15 protein-coding genes are annotated in these 15,209 nt (G+C 70.2%); 5 read left to right on the forward strand and 10 right to left on the reverse strand.

Going from position 1 to position 15,209, the window contains the following annotated elements:
* Window positions 1–31: 31 nt before the first annotated feature.
* Window positions 32–673, forward strand: a complete 642-nt coding sequence (locus tag DID99_RS03000; protein WP_124486934.1) for a TetR family transcriptional regulator — start codon at window positions 32–34, stop codon at window positions 671–673.
* 5 nt (window positions 674–678) lie between these two features.
* On the opposite strand, the gene DID99_RS03005 is transcribed toward DID99_RS03000, so the two are convergent.
* Window positions 679–1,332 (reverse strand): cysteine hydrolase family protein, encoded by a 654-nt coding sequence (locus DID99_RS03005; RefSeq protein ID WP_124666045.1) that lies wholly within the window; start codon window positions 1,330–1,332, stop codon window positions 679–681.
* A gap of 152 nt (window positions 1,333–1,484) precedes the next feature.
* Between DID99_RS03005 and DID99_RS03010 the strand changes: the two genes are divergently transcribed.
* The gene (locus DID99_RS03010) at window positions 1,485–2,486 is read left to right on the forward strand and encodes a helix-turn-helix domain-containing protein (protein WP_124521101.1); all 1,002 of its coding nucleotides are present in this window, start codon (window positions 1,485–1,487) and stop codon (window positions 2,484–2,486) included.
* Between the two features lie 73 nt (window positions 2,487–2,559).
* On the opposite strand, the gene DID99_RS03015 is transcribed toward DID99_RS03010, so the two are convergent.
* From DID99_RS03015 to DID99_RS03040, 6 genes are all read right to left on the reverse strand, one after another.
* Entirely contained in the window at window positions 2,560–3,270 is a 711-nt protein-coding gene (locus tag DID99_RS03015; protein WP_124570684.1) for a CoxG family protein, read from the reverse strand.
* 28 nt (window positions 3,271–3,298) lie between these two features.
* A complete protein-coding gene (locus DID99_RS03020) occupies window positions 3,299–3,658 on the reverse strand; it encodes a DUF427 domain-containing protein (RefSeq protein WP_044844491.1) in 360 nt (119 codons plus the stop codon).
* A 138-nt stretch (window positions 3,659–3,796) separates the two neighbouring features.
* The gene (locus tag DID99_RS03025) at window positions 3,797–4,234 is read right to left on the reverse strand and encodes a carboxypeptidase-like regulatory domain-containing protein (RefSeq protein WP_124666046.1); all 438 of its coding nucleotides are present in this window, start codon (window positions 4,232–4,234) and stop codon (window positions 3,797–3,799) included.
* A gap of 93 nt (window positions 4,235–4,327) precedes the next feature.
* Window positions 4,328–5,812: a DegQ family serine endoprotease gene (locus DID99_RS03030; protein ID WP_044844493.1), complete on the reverse strand. Its 1,485-nt coding sequence runs from the start codon at window positions 5,810–5,812 to the stop codon at window positions 4,328–4,330.
* A 120-nt stretch (window positions 5,813–5,932) separates the two neighbouring features.
* Complete coding sequence (locus DID99_RS03035; RefSeq protein ID WP_124486929.1) at window positions 5,933–7,279, reverse strand: ATP-binding protein; 1,347 nt, start codon at window positions 7,277–7,279, stop codon at window positions 5,933–5,935.
* Between the two features lie 3 nt (window positions 7,280–7,282).
* Entirely contained in the window at window positions 7,283–7,945 is a 663-nt protein-coding gene (locus DID99_RS03040) for a response regulator (RefSeq protein ID WP_044844495.1), read from the reverse strand.
* A gap of 183 nt (window positions 7,946–8,128) precedes the next feature.
* On the opposite strand from DID99_RS03040, the gene dacB reads away from it, so the two are divergent.
* The 3 genes from dacB (at window position 8,129) to DID99_RS03055 (ending at window position 12,261) form a co-directional block, all read left to right on the forward strand.
* A complete protein-coding gene (gene dacB, locus DID99_RS03045) occupies window positions 8,129–9,664 on the forward strand; it encodes a D-alanyl-D-alanine carboxypeptidase/D-alanyl-D-alanine-endopeptidase (protein WP_124666047.1) in 1,536 nt (511 codons plus the stop codon).
* A 441-nt stretch (window positions 9,665–10,105) separates the two neighbouring features.
* A complete protein-coding gene (locus tag DID99_RS03050; protein ID WP_124666048.1) occupies window positions 10,106–11,020 on the forward strand; it encodes a sterol desaturase family protein in 915 nt (304 codons plus the stop codon).
* Window positions 11,021–11,115: 95 nt separating this feature from the next.
* On the forward strand, window positions 11,116–12,261 hold the full coding sequence (locus DID99_RS03055; RefSeq protein ID WP_124666049.1) for an SGNH/GDSL hydrolase family protein: 1,146 nt from the start codon (window positions 11,116–11,118) through the stop codon (window positions 12,259–12,261).
* A 91-nt stretch (window positions 12,262–12,352) separates the two neighbouring features.
* On the opposite strand, the gene DID99_RS03060 is transcribed toward DID99_RS03055, so the two are convergent.
* From DID99_RS03060 to purE, 3 genes are all read right to left on the reverse strand, one after another.
* Window positions 12,353–13,381: an L-threonylcarbamoyladenylate synthase gene (locus DID99_RS03060; RefSeq protein WP_124666050.1), complete on the reverse strand. Its 1,029-nt coding sequence runs from the start codon at window positions 13,379–13,381 to the stop codon at window positions 12,353–12,355.
* An 11-nt stretch (window positions 13,382–13,392) separates the two neighbouring features.
* Complete coding sequence (locus tag DID99_RS03065; RefSeq protein WP_044844500.1) at window positions 13,393–14,586, reverse strand: 5-(carboxyamino)imidazole ribonucleotide synthase; 1,194 nt, start codon at window positions 14,584–14,586, stop codon at window positions 13,393–13,395.
* 88 nt (window positions 14,587–14,674) lie between these two features.
* Window positions 14,675–15,196: a 5-(carboxyamino)imidazole ribonucleotide mutase gene (gene purE, locus DID99_RS03070; RefSeq protein WP_044844501.1), complete on the reverse strand. Its 522-nt coding sequence runs from the start codon at window positions 15,194–15,196 to the stop codon at window positions 14,675–14,677.
* Window positions 15,197–15,209: the final 13 nt, after the last annotated feature.

The raw sequence follows: 15,209 nt of genomic DNA on the forward strand, positions 1-15,209 counted from the left end.
TCACCTACGATCGATCCATTCAGGCCTGCACATGGTCAGACGCACCAAGGAGGAGGCGCTCGAGACGCGCAACCGCATTCTCGACGCCGCCGAACACGTGTTCTTCGAGAAGGGCGTGTCGCACACGTCGCTCGCGGACATCGCCCATCACGCCGGCGTGACGCGCGGCGCGATCTACTGGCATTTCGCGAACAAGAGCGAGCTGTTCGACGCGATGTTCGACCGCGTGTTCCTGCCGATCGACGAACTCAAGCGGATGCCGCTCGATGCGCCCGGCGGCAATCCGCTGGAGAAGATCCGCAAGATCCTGATCTGGTGCCTGCTCGGCGTGCAGCGCGACTCGCAGTTGCGGCGCGTGTTCAGCATCCTGTTCATGAAGTGCGAGTACGTCGCGGACATGGAACCGCTGCTGCAGCGCAACCGCGCGGGGATGAGCGAGGCGCTGCACGCGATCGATGCCGATCTCGCGGGCGCCGTGCGGCTCAAGCTGCTGCCCGAGCGGCTCGACACGTGGCGCGCGACGCTGATGCTGCACACGCTCGTCAGCGGTTTCGTGCGCGACATGCTGATGCTGCCCGACGAGATCGACGCCGAGCAGCACGCGGAACAGCTCGTCGACGGCTGCTTCGACATGATGCGTTACAGCCCGGCGATGCTGAAGACGGGCGACTGACCGGCTCAGGCCGCCTTCGCGCGTTGCGCGCGGGCCCGCCGGTTCGACGCGGCCACCGAATCGCGCGTCGGCATCGCCGCGCCGCCGAGTCCCGCGATCCATGCGTCGGTCGACATCACGGCCGCGAAATTCGACTGGAACACCACCGTGTACGCGCGGTGAATCTCTTCGGCGCTCGCCGCGCCCGCTTCGTTCTCGTACGGCAACGCGCCGGTCGCGTCCGCCAGGTATTCGACGGCGAGCCCCGCGTGGGCCGCGTGATAGACCGTCGACGCATTGCAGTTGTGCGTCATGTAGCCGGCGACCGCGAGCGTATCGATGCCGTGCGCGTCGAGCCACGCGGCGAGATCGGTGCCGGCGAACGAACTGGCCTGCGCCTTCACGATGAGGTGCGCATACGGCCGGTCGGCGACGACCGGATGCAGCGCGACACCGTCGGTGCCCGGTGCGAAGATCGGCGCGCCCGCCGGCGCGACGTGCTGGACGACGATCACCGGCACGCCGGCCGCGTGCGCGGCGTCGATCGCGCGGCCGATGTTCGCCAGCGACGCGTCGACGGGCGGATATTCGATCGGCAGGTTGCCGGTCACGTATTCGTTCTGGACATCGATCACGATCAGGGCACGGCGGGAAGCGGAAGACGATACGGCGTTCGACATGGCAGGCTCCGGGTTCGGCCGCGCCGCCCCGCTCCGGAACGGGGCGGACAGCAGCGCGATGCGATGCATTGTCGGATTGCATCGCGCCGGCGGACAGTGGCCCGATAGCCATTCTTCGATAGAATCGGGCCATCGCCACCCCGGAGCCCGTCATGCGCGCCGCTGCGTCGTCCGTTGCCCCCGCCTCAACCGTCGTCGCCGTGATCGCGTACGACGGCATCAGCCCGTTCCACCTGTCGGTGCCGTCCGTCGTGTTCGGCAAGGAGCGCGATGCGGCCGCGATGCCCGCGTTCGAGTGCCGCGTGTGCTCGGCCGAGCGCGGCCCGCTGTCGACGACGGGCGGCTTCACGATCACCGCGCCTTACGGGCTCGACGCGCTCGACGACGCGGACATCGTGATCGTGCCGGCATGGCGCGATCCCGACGAAGCGCCGCCGGACGTGCTGGTCGATGCGGTACGCGCGGCCGCCGCGCGCGGCGCGCAGGTGGTCGGCCTGTGCCTCGGCGCGTACGTGCTCGCCGCGGCCGGGCTGCTCGACGGGCGCCCGGCCACGACACACTGGGCGTGGGCCGACGACTTCGCGCAGCGCTTTCCGCGCGTGAAGCTCGACCCCGACGTGCTGTACGTCGACGACGGCAACCTGATGACGTCGGCCGGCACGGCCGCAGGGCTCGACTGCTGCCTGCACGTCGTGCGGCGGCGCTTCGGCTCGGACGCCGCGAACCGGATCGCGCGGCGTCTCGTGATCCCGCCGCACCGCCAGGGCGGCCAGGCGCAATACGTGCCGCAGCCGGTCGCCGCGCATCCGCGCGACGCGCGCCTCGCGGGCCTGCTCGACTGGGTGCGCGCGCATCTCGACGTCGCGCACAGTGTGGATTCGCTCGCCGAACGCGTGCTGATGAGCCGGCGCACCTTCACGCGCCACTTCCGCCAGGCGACGGGCACGACCGTCACCGCGTGGCTGCAGGCCGAGCGGCTCACGCGCGCGCAGCATCTGCTGGAAACCACCGGACAATCGATCGACGCGATCGCGCAAGCGGCCGGCTACGGCTCGAGCGTGTCGCTGCGCCAGCATTTCGCGGGCGCGCTCGGCACGTCGCCGTCGGCATATCGGCGGGAATTTCGCGGCGCCGGGCCCGACGCCCGACGCTAGCGGCGGCCGCACCGCCGACGAACGGCCGGCGACCGGCCGGACAATGAGACAGCGCGGCGGCGCGCGCAGGCGCTCAGGTGCCGTTGATCCAGCGCGCCGCGTACAGCAGCAGCGCCACGAACACGACGATCGCGGCCCACGCCCAGACGGGCAGCGGACCCGATTCGCGATGATGCACGGCGCTCGCGGCGCGGCCGCCGAGCGCGCCGCCGAGGTGCGGCGGCAGCGGACGCTTCGCCGCGGCCATCAGCGACGCCGGCCGCAGGAACACATGCTGGCGACGCTGCGGGCTCGAGCGCGCGCGGTTCGGCACGAGACCGTGCTTCGCCTGCACGACCGCGCAGAATTCGCGGAAGAAATCGTCCGTCCACTCGTGCAGCGCGTTCTCGATCTGCCGCGCCGGCAGCTCGGCGAGCGGCCCGCTCGCCGTCGCCCACACCACGTATTCGATGCACGTCGCAGCCGTGTCGTCATCGTCCGGCCGCAGCACGAGCTCGACCTGCCCGCGCAGCGCGCCGAGGCCGTCGGCCCGCGCCTTGAAGTTGAGCACGCGGCGCGGCTGCCCTTCCGCGTCGCCCTGCTCGCTCGCCGAATGCGCACGCACGTCGTAGCGCGCGCGCAGCGGGCCGAGCGGCACCGTGATGGTCAGCGCGAACTCGCCGCGCGCGAGCTTCACGAACGATTCGCAATGATCGAAGCTCGCCCGCAGCAGCGCGAGATCCTCGAGCGCCGCCCGCACGACGGCCGGCGCGAGCGGTACGCGTAACGTGTCGTTCAGTTCCATGATGCCTCCCCGATGAACACGCGCCGCATCAGGACGTCTCGACGAGACTGTCGACCCGTGCGACGTCGAAGGCGACGTAGTGCGCAAGCGCGGACGCAGTCGCCCCCGGTTCCTCGTAACTCCATGCGGCGTTCTCGATCACGCCGTCTTCGGTCTGCAGGTCGAAATACACGGCCCGGCCCCTCAGCGGACAGTCCGTCGTGACGCTCGACTTCACGAGCCGGTGCATGTTCACGTCGCCGCGGGGCAGGTAATGGATATCCGGCAGGCCCGTTTCGCGCACGGTCAGCGCGCCGTGCGAATCGGCATACGTGATGCCGCGATGGATCACGCGCACGCGATGGCGGTTCGGCACGATTTCGAGGCGAGGGTCGGCGGCATCGGACATCGTTTCTCCTCCGGGCGGCGGTCCCGGCGCGCAAGCCGCGGGCCGGAAACGAAAAAGCCACGGCACAAGTGCCGTGGCCTTCATTATGGGCGAAACTGGGCCCGATTGCGCGGCCCGGCCGGGCCTGCGCGCGACGCGCTACTGCGCACTCCACTGGAACGCGACCTTCGCGCCGCCCTTCGCGCCGACCGTGACCGCCCGCGATTCGTCGCTGCCCTGGTACGACGCATGCACGGTGTAGCGCCCCGGCGGCAGCTTCACGAGCATGTAGGGCCCGCGCGCGTCCGTCGCCAGCAGCTCGGTGCCCTTGCCGTCGACGATCCGCACATGGACGTCGGCCAGGTATTCGCCGCCCTTGCCGGTGAACCGCAGCGCCAGCGGCCACGCCGCCTCGTTGCTCTCGAACGCCGTCGATTGATCCTTGCCGATGCCGCCTGACACGTAGCTGACATCGCCCTGCTGGCTCGCCGCGGGCAAGCCGTCCGATTGCGCGTACGCGCCGGGCACGGCGGCGGCGAGGCCGGCGGCCAGCGCCGCCGCGACGGCAAATCGGGACACGTTGCGTAGATATTGCATGGCTCCCTCCTTTCGGGTCGGAACACAGCACCACGGGCCGAACGCCGGCGGCGCCCGTCAGGGCCGGCCACGCCGGCCCGCAACGGCCGCCGGTCAGCTCAGGTCGACCGGCACGAAGATCTGTGCATTATCCCGCTGGATCAGGAGAGCAAGACTGTTGCCTGCTCCCTTGACCGCGTCGCGCAACTGCTCGGGGCTCGTGACCGGGCGGCCGTTGACCGCGAGGATCACGTCGCCGGGCTGGATGCCCGCGCTGGCTGCCGGGCCGCCGGCCTGCTGCACGATCAGCCCGTGCGACAGGTTGGCGGCACTGCGCTCCTGCGGCGTGAGCGGACGCACCGCGACGCCGAGGCGCCCCTGCTCGACGGGGCCGCCGTCGTTCGATGCCAGCTTCGCGTCGGTCATCGCGCCGAGCGTCACGCTGATCGACTTCGTCGACTTGTCGCGCCACACCTGCAGGTCGGCCTTCGAGCCCGGCTTCAGGTTCGCGATCTGCGCGGGCAGCGACGTGGAGTCGGCCACCGGCGAGCCGTTGACCGCGAGGATCACGTCGCCCGGCTGCAGGCCGGCCTTCGCGGCCGGGCCATTCGGGTCGACCGAGCTGACGAGCGCGCCGTCCGGCTTCTGCAGTCCGAACGAGCTCGCGAGCGTCTGGTTGAGCCCCTGCACGGCGACGCCGAGGCGGCCGCGGCTCACGTGGCCGGTCTTCACGAGTTCGTCCTTGACCTTGATCGCCTCGTTGATCGGGATCGCGAACGACAGGCCCTGGAAGCCGCCCGTCTGCGAGTAGATCATCGAGTTGATGCCGATCACCTCGCCCTGCAGGTTGAACAGCGGGCCGCCCGAGTTGCCGGGGTTCACCGGCACGTCGGTCTGGATGAACGGCGTGTAGTTCTCGTCGGGCAGCGCGCGCGATTTCGCGCTGATGATGCCGGACGTGACCGTGTTGTCGAAGCCGTACGGCGAACCGATCGCGACGACCCACTGGCCGACCTTGCTCTGTGCCGGGTCACCGATCTTCACGGTCGGCAGGCCGCTCGCGTCGATCTTCAGCACCGCCACGTCGGACTGCTTGTCGGCGCCGACGACCTTCGCCTTGTACTCGCGCTTGTCGGTCAGCTTGACCGTGACGACGTTCGCGCCGTCGATCACGTGCGCATTGGTGAGGATGTACCCGTCCGAGCTGACGATGAATCCCGACCCGAGGCTCGCGCTCGGCTGGTCGTCCGGCTGCGTGTCGCCGCCCATGCCCGGCACCTGGCCGTAGAAGTGCTTGAAGAACTGGTAGAACGGATCGCTCGGATCCATCGGCAGCTGCGGCTGCGGCACGCGCCGCGACACCTGCTTCACGACGTGCTTCGCGCTGATGTTCACGACCGCCGGGCCGTAGGTTTCGACCAGCCCGGAGAAATCGGGAATGCCGGTCTTCGCCGCGGCCTCGGCCGGCATCAGCGCGGCGGCCTGCGCGGGCGTGATGATCTGCGGATCGGCGCGGCGGGTGCCCGCGACATAACCGGCGGACAGGGCGGCCGCCACGGCGACCGCGACGGCGCCGCGCGCAAGGAATCGGGTGTTCATCGTAGGACCTCCTCGTTGTTAGGACGCAGCGTAACGACGCTGACTTAAAGGAGGCTTAATCGACCTTAAGCGGGGCTTAGGCCGCCGCTACCGCGCGGCGCCCGCGCGGTGTGCCGTTCGTCATACGGATTCGGACGCCTGCGGCGCCGGCTGCGGCAGCTCGGCATCGCGGAACACGACGCTCACGAGCAGGCCGCCCGCGGCCGCGTCGCCGAGCGTCACGGTCGCGCCCTGCTGAGCCGCCACGCGCTTGACGATCGCGAGCCCCAGACCGCTGCCCGACACGTCGGCCCGCGCCCGCGCGGAGCTGTCGCGGTAGAAGCGGTCGAACACGCGCTCGCGCTCTTCGGCCGGGATGCCGGGGCCGCTGTCGCCGATCTGCACGCACGCGCGGCCGGCCGCGTCGCGCGTCAGCGACACGTCGATGCGGCCGCCGTCCGGCGTGTACTTCACCGCGTTGTCGAGCAGGTTGCCGAACATCACGCGCAGCGCGCCGACGTCCGCGACGACGGTCGCCGCGCGCGTCTCCTCGAAGCCGAGATCGATGCTGTGCCGTTGCGCGAGCGGTGCATGCGCGGCCACGCATTCGACCAGCAGCGCCTGCAGGTCGACCGGCTCGCGCATCGTCGCGCCGTCCGGTTCGGCGCGCGCCAGCGCGAGCAGTTGCTCGGCGAGGCGCGTCGCGCGCGTGACGCCGTCCTGCAGATCGGCGAGCGCCTCGCGGCGCGAAGCGTCGTCCTTCGCGCGCGCGACGAGCTGCGCCTGGATCTGCACGGCCGCGAGCGGCGTGCGCAGCTCGTGCGCGGCATCGGCGACGAAGGCCTTCTGCGTGTCGAGCGCGGCCGCGAGCCGCGCGAGCAGCCCGTTCAGCGCGCGCACAAGCGGCTGCACCTCGAGCGGCAGGCGCGCATCGGGCAACGGATCGAGCGCTTCCGGCCGGCGCGCCTCGACCGCGCGCGTGAGGCGCTCGAGCGGCGCGAGCCCTTGCCCGACGATCATCCAGACCGCCGCGCCGAGAAACGGCAGCAGCACGATCAGCGGCCACAGCGTGCGCAGCGCGACGTTCGCCGCGAGCCGGTTGCGCACCGACAGCGGCTGCGCGAGCTGCACGACGTTGTCGCCGACGATCGCGCCGTACACGCGCCATTCGCCGCGATCGGTGCGCTCGGTCGAGAAGCCGAGTTCCGCGCGCGGCGCGATCGGCGCGCGCGGATGCGAGAAGTACATCAGCACGCCGTTGCGGTTCCAGATCTGGATCACGATGCCTTCGTCGCCGTTGGTGCGCGAACCGAACACCTGCGAAAACGGCTCGGACGGCAGCGCCGCGGCGATTTCCTGCAGCTGGTAGTCGAACAGCTCGTTCGCTTCGGCGAGCGCCTGCCGGTAGATCAGCCAGCCCGCGGCGCCCACGCCCGCGACGACGATCGCGAGCAGCCAGATCAGTAGTTGATGACGAATCGACCGCACGCGTCAGCTTTCCTTGACGACCATGTAGCCGAGCCCGCGCACGTTGCGGATCAGGTCCGAGCCGAGCTTCTTGCGCAGCGCGTGGATGTAGACCTCGACCGTGTTGCTGCCGATCTCCTCGCCCCAGCCGTACATCTTTTCCTCGAGCTGGCTTTTCGACAGCACCGCGCCGGGCCGCGCGAGCAGCGCCTCGAGCAGCGCGAACTCGCGCGCGGACAGCGCGACGGGCGCGCCGTCGAGCGTCACCTGGTGCGACGCGGGGTCGAGCGTCAGCGCGCCGTGGCGGATCAGCGACTCGCTGCGCCCCGCCTGGCGGCGGATCAGCGCGCGCATCCGCGCGCCCAGTTCGTCGAGGTCGAACGGCTTGACGAGGTAGTCGTCGGCGCCCGCGTCGAGCCCCTTCACGCGATCGGCCACCGCATCGCGCGCGGTGACGATCAGCACCGGCAGCGACTGCCCGCGCGCGCGCAGCGTGCGCAGCACGTCGATGCCGTCGCGCTTCGGCAGGCCGAGGTCGAGCAGCAGCAGGTCGTACGTCTCGCCGCCGAGCGCCGTGAGCGCGGCGTCGCCGTCCTGCACCCAGTCGACCGCGAAGCCGTCGGCGCGCAACGCCTTGCGTACGCCCTCGGCGATCATTCGATCGTCTTCAACAAGCAGAATCCGCATCGGAACCGGAACCCATCTGACGAGTAAGACATGGCGACCATTGTAGCGCCGCGAATCGGGTGCGCCGCCTGCAATGCAACAGAAAGGCGGATTGCAAGGGGCGTGTGCGCACTTGTCTCTACAATGTGCGCTCCGGCGCCGCGCGCGCCCTGCCCGAGCCCGATGCTTTTCCCGTATTCGCCCATGCCGATTTCCGATTTTTCCGCCCGGTTCGCCCCCCGCGCCCGCCCCTTCCTGCGGGCGGCCGCCGTCGTCGCCACCTGCACGGCCCTTGCGTTCGCACCGTCCGCGCAGGCCCGCAAGAAGTCCCACAAGGAAGCGCGCAAGACCGTCGTGGTGTCGCCCGCCGCGCGGGCGGCCGGCCTGCCGGCGTCCGTGCTCGTCGCACTGCAGCGCGCGAAGGTGCCGGCCTCGGCGATGAGCGTCGTCGTCGAGCGCGTCGGCGATCCCGAGCCGCTGATCGCGTGGAACGCGAGCCGGCCGATGATGCCGGCGTCGACGATGAAGCTCGTCACGACCTTCTCGGGGCTGTCGATCCTCGGCCCCGACTTCCGCTGGCGCACCACCGCGTATGCGGACGGCCCGGTCGATCCGGACGGCACGCTGCAGGGCAACCTCTACATCAAGGGCACCGGCGATCCGAAGCTCGTACCGGAGGAACTGATCGACCTCGTCGACAAGATCCGCAAGGCGGGCATCAAGCGCGTGGCCGGCGGCCTCGTGCTCGACAAGAGCTATTTCGCCGCGTCGACACGCGACCTGCCGTCGTTCGACGACGACGTGAGCGCGCCGTACAACGTCGGCCCCGATCCGCTGCTGTATGCGTTCAAGGCCGTGTCGTTCACGGTGACGCCGGGCGACGACGGCAAGATCGCCGTCGACGTGCTGCCGCCGCTCGCGAACCTGTCGATCGACAACCAGTTGGTCGAAGGCACCGGGTCGTGCGGCGCGGCGGCCGCGGCCGCGCGTCCGACGTTGTCGGCGGGCGGCGGCGGCATCATGACCGCCTCGTTCGCCGGCGACTATCCGCTGCGCTGCGGCGCGCACACCACGAACCTCGCGATCCTCGATCACACGACGTTCTTCGCACGCGGCTTCCTCGCGCTGTGGCAGCAGGACGGCGGCACGATCGCGGGCCCCGTCAGCGAAGGCAAGGTGCCGACCACCGCACGGCCGCTCGCGGTCCATCACAGCCCCGTGCTCGGCAGCATCGTCTACGACATCAACAAGTTCAGCAACAACGTGATGGCGCGCAACCTGTTCCTGACGATCGGCGCGGTCGCCGGCAAGCCGCCCGCGACGCCCGAGCAGTCGAGTCGCGCGATTCGCGCGTTCCTGCAGAAGAGCGGGATCGCGATGCCCGACCTCGACCTCGAGAACGGCTCGGGCCTGTCGCGCGAAGAACACGTGAGCGCGCAGTCGCTCGCCGCGCTGCTGCAGGCGGCGAACGCGAGCCCCGTCGCGCAGGCGTTCATCGATTCGCTGCCGATCGCCGGCATCGACGGCACGATGAAGAACCGTCTCACCAACGCCGGCGTGCTCGGCAACGCGCACATCAAGACCGGCACGCTGCGCGACGTGCGCGCGATCGCGGGCTACGTCGCGGGCGCCGACGGGCAGAGCTACATCGTCGTCAGTTTCATCAACGACGATCGAGCCGAAGGCGCGCGTGCCGCGCACGACACGCTGCTCGAATGGATCTACGCGGGCGCGCACTGACGACGCACGCGCCGCGAAGCGGCGCACGCATGCCGCGCTGCCGGCTTGCGTCGATCGCGGGCGGCGCCACATGTCGGGGCGCCCCGCACCCCGGGCGTTCTCGCCGCGCGGTTTGAAACGGTCCCGGCCGCCGGCGCGCCGCGCAGCGCCCGCCAGCCGTGCCCATGAAACGGGGCCGCACCGCGCGGCCCCGTTCCGCATGGCTTCCGTAGAAACCCTGTCCTCAAGAAAACGCCGGGCCGCCCCCAGGTTTTCGGCCCCGCACGACGCCCCCTCGGCGGCCTGGCGCGAAGCGACCGGTTTGGGCCGCTCAGAGGGAACCCTCTACGCTGCCCCCTCGCCTAGTGCGTGCCGATTGCGTAGGCTGTTGGCCTGACCGATATCTACAACGGGCCATACGCCCGGCCTCACGGCTTGCAGGGGAAAGGAGGAGACACGTCCATGCGATTCGACGTCGAATTGCTTCTGCTCGCGCTGGCGCCCGTCTTCCTGCTCTGCATCGCGTGGGAGGCCTGGCACCTCGCCCGCACGCGCGCGCAGGATCATCTCTATGCGTGGGGCGACACGCTGTGCAATGCGGCGCTCGCGCTGATGCACCAGGCCGCCGACAAGCTCGCGTGGCTGTTCGTGATCCCCGTTTATGCGTACTGCTACGCACATTTCCGGCTGTTCACGTGGCACGACGGCTGGCTGTCGTTGGCCGTGCTGTTCGTCGGCCAGGATCTCCTCTACTACGGGTTCCATCGCGCGAGCCATCGCGTGCGCTGGCTGTGGGCCGCGCACGTCGTGCACCACTCGTCCGAGCGGATGAATTTCTCGACCGCGTTCCGGCAGAGCCTGATGTATCCCGTCGCGGGCATGTGGGCGTTCTGGCTGCCGCTCGCGTTCCTCGGCTTTCCGCCTCAGCAGATCGTCGGGGTCGTGCTGATCAACCTCGCGTTCCAGTTCTTCGTGCATACGCAGGCGATCGGCAAGCTCGGCTGGCTCGAATACGTGCTCAACACGCCATCGATCCATCGCGCGCACCATGCACGCAACCCGCGCTACATCGACCGCAATTACGCAGGTGTGCTCGTGATCTGGGATCGCCTGTTCGGCAGCTACGTCGAGGAGTCGCCCGACGATCCGCCGCAATTCGGAATCGTCGAGCCGCTCGGCTCGAACAACCCGCTCGTCGCGACGTTTCACGAGTGGGTGTCGATGGCGGCCGACGCGTTGCGCGTCCATGGATGGCGCAACAAGCTGCGCGCGATTTTCGGCCCGCCCGAATGGGCGAGCGCTTATCATGCGCAGATCGCCGAGGCCGCAAACCACGATCCGCGCACCACGCCGCTCGCGGCCGTGCGCGACCAATAAACCGCTTCAGCCAACGGCCGCCGCGCAGCCAGTACCGGAGGAGACGCGCGGCAGATGCACAATACATCAGGCCATATCTACGAGGAGATCCATCGATGCAGTCACGACAACACACTCCGTCGCGCAACCGCCAACGCCTGCTGCGCACCGCGCAAGTCGCGATCGCGGGCGCCGCGCTCGCCTTGCTCGCCGCATGCGGCGGCGGTGACGACAACAACAGCAGCAGCGCGTCGAACACGCCGCCGTCCGGCGTGAAGATGCAGATCGTGTCGTTCGGCGACAGCCTGTCGGACGCCGGCACCTACTCGCAGATCAAGCTCGGCTTCGGCGGCGGCCGCTTCACGACCAACCCCGGCCAGGTGTGGACCCAGGATGTCGCGCAGTACTACGGCGACACGCTGCAGCCCGCGAACCAGGGCGGCTTCGGCATTCCGCTGCAGGCGACGGGCGGCCTCGGCTATGCACAGGGCGGCTCGCGCGTGACGCTGCAGCCGGGCATCGGCCACGCGGACGCGAGCGTGCCGAACGCCGACTACGCGCAGGCGACCACGACGCCGATCGCCGATCAGGTCAAGCAGTACCTGACGCAGCACGGCAGCTTCAACGCCGGCCAGATCGTGCTGGTCAACGGCGGCGCGAACGACATCTTCTACCAGGCGCAGGTCGCGCAGGCGCAAGGCAACACGCCGGCCGCGCAACTCGCGGCGGCGCAGGCGATCGGCCTGGCCGCGCAGCAGCTCGGCGGGATCGTCCAGCAGATCGTCGCGGCGGGCGCGGCGCACGTGTACGTGTCGAACGTGCCGGACATCGGCGGCACGCCGCTCGCGCTGCAGGGCGGCGCGCAGACGCAGGCCGCGTTCACGCAACTGTCCGGGCTGTTCAACAAGACGCTCGCCGGCACGCTGGCTGCGCTGAAGGTCGACACGACGAAGGTCGCGCTGCTCGACACGTTCACGTGGCAGGACGGCATCGCGGCCAACTACCAGGCGAACGGCTTCAGCGTGTCGAACACCGACACCGCGTGCAACCTGAAGGCGATGGTCGCGGCCGCGACGCAGTACGGCGTCGCGAACGCGACCGCATTCGGCTCGTCGCTGTTCTGCTCGCCGCAGACCTACACGGTCCCGAACGCGGACCAGACCTACATGTTCGCCGACACGGTCCACCCGACGACGCGCCTGCACGCGCTGTTCGCACAGTTCGTGGAGAAGCAGATCGCGGCTTCGGGCGTCGGCAAATAAGCCGCCCGCCACGCACGCAAACAAAAACGCCCGACCGGTTCGCCGGTCGGGCGTTATTTCATTCCGGAGCGGACGGCGTCGGAAAGCCGCGTCAGTCGCGCGCTTCGAACGCCGCGGCCGCACGACCGAGACGATCGTTGACCGCGATCCACTCGACGGTCTCGGGCAGCTTCTCGACGAGAATGCGGGCGACCTGCGCACGATCGAGCGCGCGCAGCATCCCGTACAGATCGCGCGCATATGCCTGCGGATCTTCCGGCGCCGCGACGAAATGCACGCCGTCGGCCTGCGCCCAGCGTCCCGCGCGCGACGCGCGCGCGACGAGCGCGACGCGTTCGCCATCGGTCTGCGCGGCCGCGAGCAGCGGCTCGAGCGCCTCGAACGGCAGCAGCGCGAGCGGCGTGCGCGGCGCGTAATGCGCCTTCAGCGTGCCGGACGCACGCGGCGCGGTCGCATCGCTGCCGTCGGGCAGGCGCGGCGCGCGGCCGAGCACGTCGGCGATCTGCTGCGGCGTCACGTGGCCCGGGCGCAGCAGCGCCGGAAAACCGCGCGACAGGTCGAGGATCGTCGATTCGATGCCGACTTCCGACGGACCGCCGTCGAGCACGTGCACGGTGTCGCCGAATTCTTCGCGCACATGCTGAGCGGTGGTCGGGCTCACGTGGCCGAAGCGGTTCGCGGACGGCGCGGCGACGCCGCCGTGGCCGCCGCGCCGCGCGCTGAATGCGGCCAGCAGCGCCTGCGCGACCGGATGCGACGGACAGCGCAGGCCGACCGAATCCTGGCCGCCGCTCACGGCATCCGGAATGCGCGCATGACGCTTCAGGATCAGCGTCAGCGGGCCCGGCCAGAATGCATCGATCAGCGCCTGTGCATCGGCCGGCAGGTCGTCGGCCCAGTAGCCCGGGTCGCCGCCGGGCGGCAGATGCACGATCACCGGATGGTTCGCCGGCCGCCCTTTCGCCGCATAGATGCGCGCGACGGCCTCGGGATTCGCCGCGTCGCCGCCGAGCCCGTACACGGTTTCGGTCGGGAATGCGACGAGTTGCCCCGCGTCGAGCAGCGCGGCAGCCGCGTCGATCTGCGCGGGCGTCACGGTGTTCGGGAGATCGATGGACATCGGCCGGTGCCTCAGTCGAGCGGCACGCGCAGCAGCTGCGCGCACGCGGTGGCCGCGGCAACCGCGTCGTCGCGCGTCTCGGCCGTGAAGTTCACGTGACCCATCTTGCGGCCGACGCGCGCTTCTTCCTTGCCGTACAGGTGCAGGTGCGCGGCCGGCATCGCGGCGACCGTGTCCCACGGCGGCGTGACGGCCTCGGCCGCACCGTTCGGGAACCACACGTCGCCGAGGATGTTCAGCATCGCCGCCGGCGAGTGCTGGCGCGGGTTGCCGAGCGGCATGCGCGTCATCGCGCGCACCTGCTGCTCGAACTGGCTCGTTGCGCACGCATCGACCGTGTAGTGGCCGGAGTTGTGCGGGCGCGGCGCCATTTCGTTCGCGACGAACGAGCCGTCTTCCAGCACGAAGAATTCGACGCACAGCACGCCGACGTAGCCGAGCGTATCGGCGATCCGCACGGCTGCCTGCTGCGCCTCCTCGACGCGCGCGGCATCGGCGGCCGGCGCCGGCACGACCGTCAGCGCGAGGATGCCGTTGTGATGCACGTTCTGCGCGAGCGGGAACGCGGCCGAGCGGCCGTCCGCGCCGCGCGCGATCAGCGCGGACACTTCGTATTTCAGCGGCAGGCGCTTCTCGAGCACGCACGGCACGCCGCCGAGCGACGCATGCGCGTCGCGCGCTTCCCGCGCGGTGCTCACGCGCACCTGGCCCTTGCCGTCGTAGCCGAGGCGCGCCGTCTTCAGGATGCCCGGGAGCACCGCGTCGAGCGCGGCATCGTCGAGCGCGGCGAGTGCCGCCGCCGATTCGATCACGACGTGCGGCGCGACCGGCACGCCCGACGCCTCGATGAAACGCTTCTCCGCGATCCGGTCCTGTGCGACCGCGACGCAGCGGCCGGCCGGCGCGACGAACGTCGTGCGCGCGAGGAAATCGAGGCTCGCGGCCGGCACGTTCTCGAATTCGGTCGACACGGCATCGCACAGTTCGGCCAGTTCGGCGAGCGCGGCTTCGTCGTCGTAGGCCGCGCGCAGGTGACGGTCGGCGACCGCGCCGGCGGGGCTCGTCGGATCGGGATCGAGCACGGCGACGCGATAGCCCATCGACTGGGCGGCAAAGCAGAACATGCGGCCGAGCTGGCCGCCGCCGACCATGCCCAGCCACGCGCCGGGCAGGATCGGGGAAACGGAATCAGGAGTTGCGGTCATGTCAGTGGTCGGTCGCAGCGGGCAACGCCCGCCGCAGTGGGGAGGATCAGGCGGCCGCTGGCATCGCAGTGCGGCCGCCGGTGCGCCGTCACGCGAGCGGCGGCAGCACCATCGCGTGCGCGGCTTCGTTCTGGCGCACGCGGAACGCGGCGAGCCGGTTCGCGTAGTCGACCGAGTTGCCGGACAGGATCGACACCGCGAACAGCGCGGCATTCGCGGCGCCGGCCTCGCCGATCGCGAACGTCGCGACCGGCACGCCCTTCGGCATCTGCACGATCGAGTGCAGCGAATCGACGCCCTTCAGGTACTTGCTCGCGACCGGCACGCCGAGCACCGGCACCGTGGTTTTCGCGGCCAGCATGCCGGGCAGGTGCGCGGCACCGCCGGCGCCCGCGATGATCGCGCGCAGCCCGCGCTCGCGCGCCTTCTCCGCGTAGTCGAACATCTCGTCGGGCATCCGGTGCGCGGACACGACCTTCGCTTCGTACGGCACGCCGAATTCCTGCAGGATCGCGACCGCGTTCTTCATCACGTCCCAGTCGGAACTCGAACCCATCAGCACGCCGACGAGCGGCGCGCTGTGCGTGTGGGCAGTCTGGACTTCACTCATTTCGTGCGTTCCT

The organism is Burkholderia sp. Bp8986 (assembly GCF_003854225.1).
Classification (GTDB): Bacteria; Pseudomonadota; Gammaproteobacteria; order Burkholderiales; family Burkholderiaceae; genus Burkholderia.

Excerpts from the sequence above, each read along its gene's own strand:
- DID99_RS03000 (WP_124486934.1), top strand. The coding sequence starts at position 32 with ATGGTCAGACGCACCAAGGAGGAGGCGCTCGAGACGCGCAACCGCATT.
- DID99_RS03005 (WP_124666045.1), bottom strand. The coding sequence starts at position 1,332 with ATGTCGAACGCCGTATCGTCTTCCGCTTCCCGCCGTGCCCTGATCGTG.
- DID99_RS03010 (WP_124521101.1), top strand. The coding sequence starts at position 1,485 with ATGCGCGCCGCTGCGTCGTCCGTTGCCCCCGCCTCAACCGTCGTCGCC.
- DID99_RS03015 (WP_124570684.1), bottom strand. The coding sequence starts at position 3,270 with ATGGAACTGAACGACACGTTACGCGTACCGCTCGCGCCGGCCGTCGTG.
- DID99_RS03020 (WP_044844491.1), bottom strand. The coding sequence starts at position 3,658 with ATGTCCGATGCCGCCGACCCTCGCCTCGAAATCGTGCCGAACCGCCAT.
- DID99_RS03025 (WP_124666046.1), bottom strand. The coding sequence starts at position 4,234 with ATGCAATATCTACGCAACGTGTCCCGATTTGCCGTCGCGGCGGCGCTG.
- DID99_RS03030 (WP_044844493.1), bottom strand. The coding sequence starts at position 5,812 with ATGAACACCCGATTCCTTGCGCGCGGCGCCGTCGCGGTCGCCGTGGCG.
- DID99_RS03040 (WP_044844495.1), bottom strand. The coding sequence starts at position 7,945 with ATGCGGATTCTGCTTGTTGAAGACGATCGAATGATCGCCGAGGGCGTA.
- dacB (WP_124666047.1), top strand. The coding sequence starts at position 8,129 with ATGCCGATTTCCGATTTTTCCGCCCGGTTCGCCCCCCGCGCCCGCCCC.
- DID99_RS03050 (WP_124666048.1), top strand. The coding sequence starts at position 10,106 with ATGCGATTCGACGTCGAATTGCTTCTGCTCGCGCTGGCGCCCGTCTTC.
- DID99_RS03055 (WP_124666049.1), top strand. The coding sequence starts at position 11,116 with ATGCAGTCACGACAACACACTCCGTCGCGCAACCGCCAACGCCTGCTG.
- DID99_RS03060 (WP_124666050.1), bottom strand. The coding sequence starts at position 13,381 with ATGTCCATCGATCTCCCGAACACCGTGACGCCCGCGCAGATCGACGCG.
- DID99_RS03065 (WP_044844500.1), bottom strand. The coding sequence starts at position 14,586 with ATGACCGCAACTCCTGATTCCGTTTCCCCGATCCTGCCCGGCGCGTGG.
- purE (WP_044844501.1), bottom strand. The coding sequence starts at position 15,196 with ATGAGTGAAGTCCAGACTGCCCACACGCACAGCGCGCCGCTCGTCGGC.